Source organism: Acidithiobacillus sp. TH-A35 (assembly GCF_057473505.1).
Genome location: NZ_JBYCKR010000179.1, coordinates 1 through 3713 on the forward strand (window position 1 = coordinate 1; position 3713 = coordinate 3713).

At 56.2% G+C, this 3713-nt stretch carries 3 protein-coding genes and 1 tRNA gene; all 4 read right to left on the minus strand.

What is annotated here, in order from left to right:
* Position 1: 1 nt before the first annotated feature.
* A tRNA-Lys gene (locus AC2VNK_RS06200) sits at positions 2 to 77 on the minus strand.
* 55 nt (positions 78 to 132) lie between these two features.
* Entirely contained in the window at positions 133 to 558 is a 426-nt protein-coding gene (locus AC2VNK_RS06205) for a Fur family transcriptional regulator (protein WP_486883194.1), read from the minus strand.
* Positions 559 to 624: 66 nt separating this feature from the next.
* The gene (locus AC2VNK_RS06210) at positions 625 to 1716 is read right to left on the minus strand and encodes an NAD(P)/FAD-dependent oxidoreductase (protein WP_291524427.1); all 1092 of its coding nucleotides are present in this window, start codon (positions 1714 to 1716) and stop codon (positions 625 to 627) included.
* An 18-nt stretch (positions 1717 to 1734) separates the two neighbouring features.
* The coding region (locus AC2VNK_RS06215) for a translocation/assembly module TamB domain-containing protein (RefSeq protein WP_486883195.1) at positions 1735 to 3713 on the minus strand (1979 nt) is incomplete at its 5' end.

The following is a 3713-nucleotide window of genomic DNA, read 5'->3' on the forward strand; positions in this document are numbered from 1 at the left end:
TTGGTGGGTTGTGAGGGGATCGAACCCACGACCCGCTGATTAAGAGTCAGCTGCTCTACCAACTGAGCTAACAACCCGAAGGACCCGTATTATAGGAATTTTTGACGAGAAGGCAAGTGCTGACGCCGTGCTTTAGTGGGCCGCGCGTTGCCGCAGTCGGATCACCACCTCGACTTTTTCCACCTCAGTCTCCGGTGGTAGCTCAGGGATCTCGCTAATTTGCAGGGCAGATCCAGGGATATCATGGAGCTCTCCAGAATCTACATAGTAGAAATGATGATGAAGGGATACGTTGGGGTCATAGAACACCTTGCCGGGCTCTACAATCACTTCGCGCACCAGCGCGTGATCGGCGAACAGGCCAAGTGTGTTGTAGACGGTCGCCTTCGATACTACGGGATAATCCGCATTGACGCGCTGCATGATCTCTTCAGCGGAAAGATGCGCGCAAGAGGAGAAGAGCACATAGCCAATCTCTACCCGCTGACTTGTTGGGTTGACGCCCGCGTCGCGAAGCACTTCCAGTACACGTTGCTTGTTCCAGTCGTTATTTTCCAAGGGCGGCCTCGCTTTAATTTTAAACTGGTTATAATTGTAGCGCTAATGCACCATCAGGAAAAGACCTTACTGTGTTGGCCTCGGTGTTAGAACTGCATAAGGGTTAATATCCAATGGTGGTGGCGTCTCCGTCAACAAGGACACCAGGATGTCGGCGGTCGCGGGCGCGTTGGTAAGTCCGTAGCGGAAATGACCAGCGGCGACAAAGAGCCCCTCCCAGCCGGGAAGGCGGCCGATATATGGAATACTATCCTGGCTTCCTGGACGCAATCCAGACCATTGCCTGAGGATCGGAGCCTGCGCCAGATCGGGAAATACACTGGCGATAAAGGCCGAAAGTTCTTCTCGCGCTTCATTCGTGGTCGACTTATCAAAGCCTGCAAGTTCACTCGTACTGCCGGCTAGAATCAGTCCGTCCCGTCGCGGTACCAAGTAATGATTATCGCGCATCAACATCGTATCGAGGACTCCGGGTTTGCCCTGAAGCAGGAGCATTTGGCCGCGCACCGGAATGATGTCCAGGTGAATGCCTGTTTCCTCGAGTATTTTTCCGCTCCAGGCACCGGCGGTCACGATGGCCCGCTCCGCGGGGATAAAGCCGGTGGTGGTTTCTACGCCTTGCAGCCGTTCGCCTTGCTTACGAAAGCCGGTGACTGCCGTGTTTTCATACAAAACGACGCCCAGTTGGCGACAGCGTGCGGCCATTGCCGCCAGCAAGCGGGGATTCCGCACTTGTGCGACCTCCGGGCACCAGAGTGTTTGGGTCTCTCCTGCAAGCCCTGGGCGCCAATCCAGCCCCCACGCGGCGCCCCAAGCCAGCACATCATTTGGGATTTTCTCGTGCTCACCCTCCACAATAAGCAAGCCGGAGGGTATCCATTCAGGATCAATGCCAGTTTGCTCCAGCAACGTGGAAGTCAGGGAGAAATAGCGTTGCATACTATACAGCGCGAGACGCAATAGGGCAGGGGGGTAGTGCCACGGATACAATGGGCTCAGGATACCCCCACCAGCCCATGATGCCTCCTGACCGATATGACCTTGATCGAGCACTATAACCCGCAGACCGGCCTCTGCAAGCTTAATCGCACTGACTAAGCCAATCGCGCCGCCGCCAATCAGCAGAATATCCGTTTGCACAGGGGTTTCAGCAGGCATCTAAGGTCACCATTAGTCTTAAAAATCAATTCGGTAAAATATATTGGCGCCATTCTGGGTACCGCTCTCCGTCTGTAGTTCGATGTGGCGGGAAACTCGGTAGCGCAAGCGTGCCACAGTACCACTACCCAGTACGGATTGTCCGACACTGAGATAAATATCGGGGGTAAGATAATGGCCCAAGGTGACCATGGCACCTGCCAAGCCCGAATCACCATTGGAACTTACGCCAACGTCAATGCCGCTGCTACTCAGACTATCGCCGAAGACTGCGGCGCGGCTGGCAGAAAAGAGCGTACCCGCAGCAGCGGAAAGCAGCGCATTCTGACTGGTGAGACCACTGCTCGGTGTGCCCAGCACGAGATAAGAGAGGATATCTGTCTGCGACAGGGAGGGTTTGGAGTAGAGCGCCACCTGGGGCACTTGTAGTGTACCGGTGACTTGTACGCCAGCCTCCACGGGGGTGTTGTCCACTGCGAAGCTAGAGGAGCTTTTGATGGTGCGTACCGCCAGCACGTCCAGGTTGGCTTGGTTCGCCGCACCGTGGAAAAGGATGGAACCACGCTGGAAGGTAAGAGTGTGCCCATAAATCGCATAATGGCCATCCACCATGCGCAGTGTGCCATCGACTTGCGGACTTTGGCCATCGTGTATTTCTACTGCGAGACTACCTACCAGCCGGGCACGCAGCCCGCCGATGACGACTCTCGCATCGTCCCCGAGGGTTACATGCACATTAACACCCAGGGCAGGACCGCTGCTTTTGTGCTCTTTTTTCACAAAAACGACGTCACCCGAGGGCTTGGGTCCGCTGAAATCCGTACCCAATATACGCAGGCGATCAGTGTGTATATTTCCCTGCACGTCAATTTTTTTCAGGTTTCCGGAAATGCTCAGGTCGGGGCTGACCGCAGCTTGTACCTGCGGCAGATTGAGCGCCGTGAAGTTCTTCCCAGTGACGTGGAGCGTAAAGTCATTCGCCTGCTGAAGTTGGACGATGCCTGTCCCGGATATCTGGCCCGAGCCGGAGCTGGCTTGTAGTTGAGTGATTCGCAACTCTTTTCCATCTCCCACGAGTTGTGCACCCACGTCACGAACATCCAAACCCGCCTGCGGGACGAAAAAGCCCAGACCCTGGAGTTGTGCTGTACCAGTCCACTGCGGATGCGCCCAGGTACCCAGAACCTGGGCGTCTATCGTCCCTTGACCTTGCGGCCGAATCCGCAAACTCCCGACGGGGAGGGCGGCAAAAAGTGGTGCACCTACATGCGCCTTTATAACCCCTTGTAGTGGGGCATTGGCGTCCCAGTGCCAGGGCAGAGCGAGTGTCGCGGGGCTGTGGACGGTCACCTGGGCATTACCCCAGTCATTGGCAAGACCAAGGTCAGCTGCAAGCGAGAGGTCTTTGGGCAACCAACGGAGTTGACCGGTAAACCGCTGCAGAGAGAGCGTATGCGACGTGCCCGCCTGCCGCCACTGCAATTGGGTTTTCTGAAAATCCCAATGGCCTTCCGCTTGGCAAACTCCGTGACACTGCGCTTGCAGATGCGCATTCAAAAAACCATGGAGCGATGCATCCTCCGCATGCGCGAAAAAATCCAGAGGTAGAGATTGCAAATCGAGTCCCAAATCGGCCTGGTTGGTGGCGGGATTGTAGTGACCTTGCGCGGTAATCCGGGCAGCATGCGCATCGGCGAAGGCCATTTTGCTGAGCGATGCAGCACCGTTGGCCCATTGCAGGGTGGCTGGGTGGAGTAACTGCCAGTTTCCCAGAGGGATGCTGGTCAGTGTGGTCTTCTCCAATTGCAGTCCCCACGCACCGGCCTGATGAGACACCAGCCCGGTGACGGACAGACGGCTTTGTGGCCATTGCGCGTCCAGTCCCATCGTAAAACGTGTTAATGGTCCTTGCGCATGGGCCTGCAGATCAATGCGGTGGCCAGCGTATGCCAGTCCCTTTACATTGATCATAGCCTGCAAGGCGTTCGTGGCGCGAA

Coding starts and splice junctions, on each gene's coding strand:
- AC2VNK_RS06210 (WP_291524427.1), bottom strand. CDS start 1,716: ATGCCTGCTGAAACCCCTGTGCAAACGGATATTCTGCTGATTGGCGGC.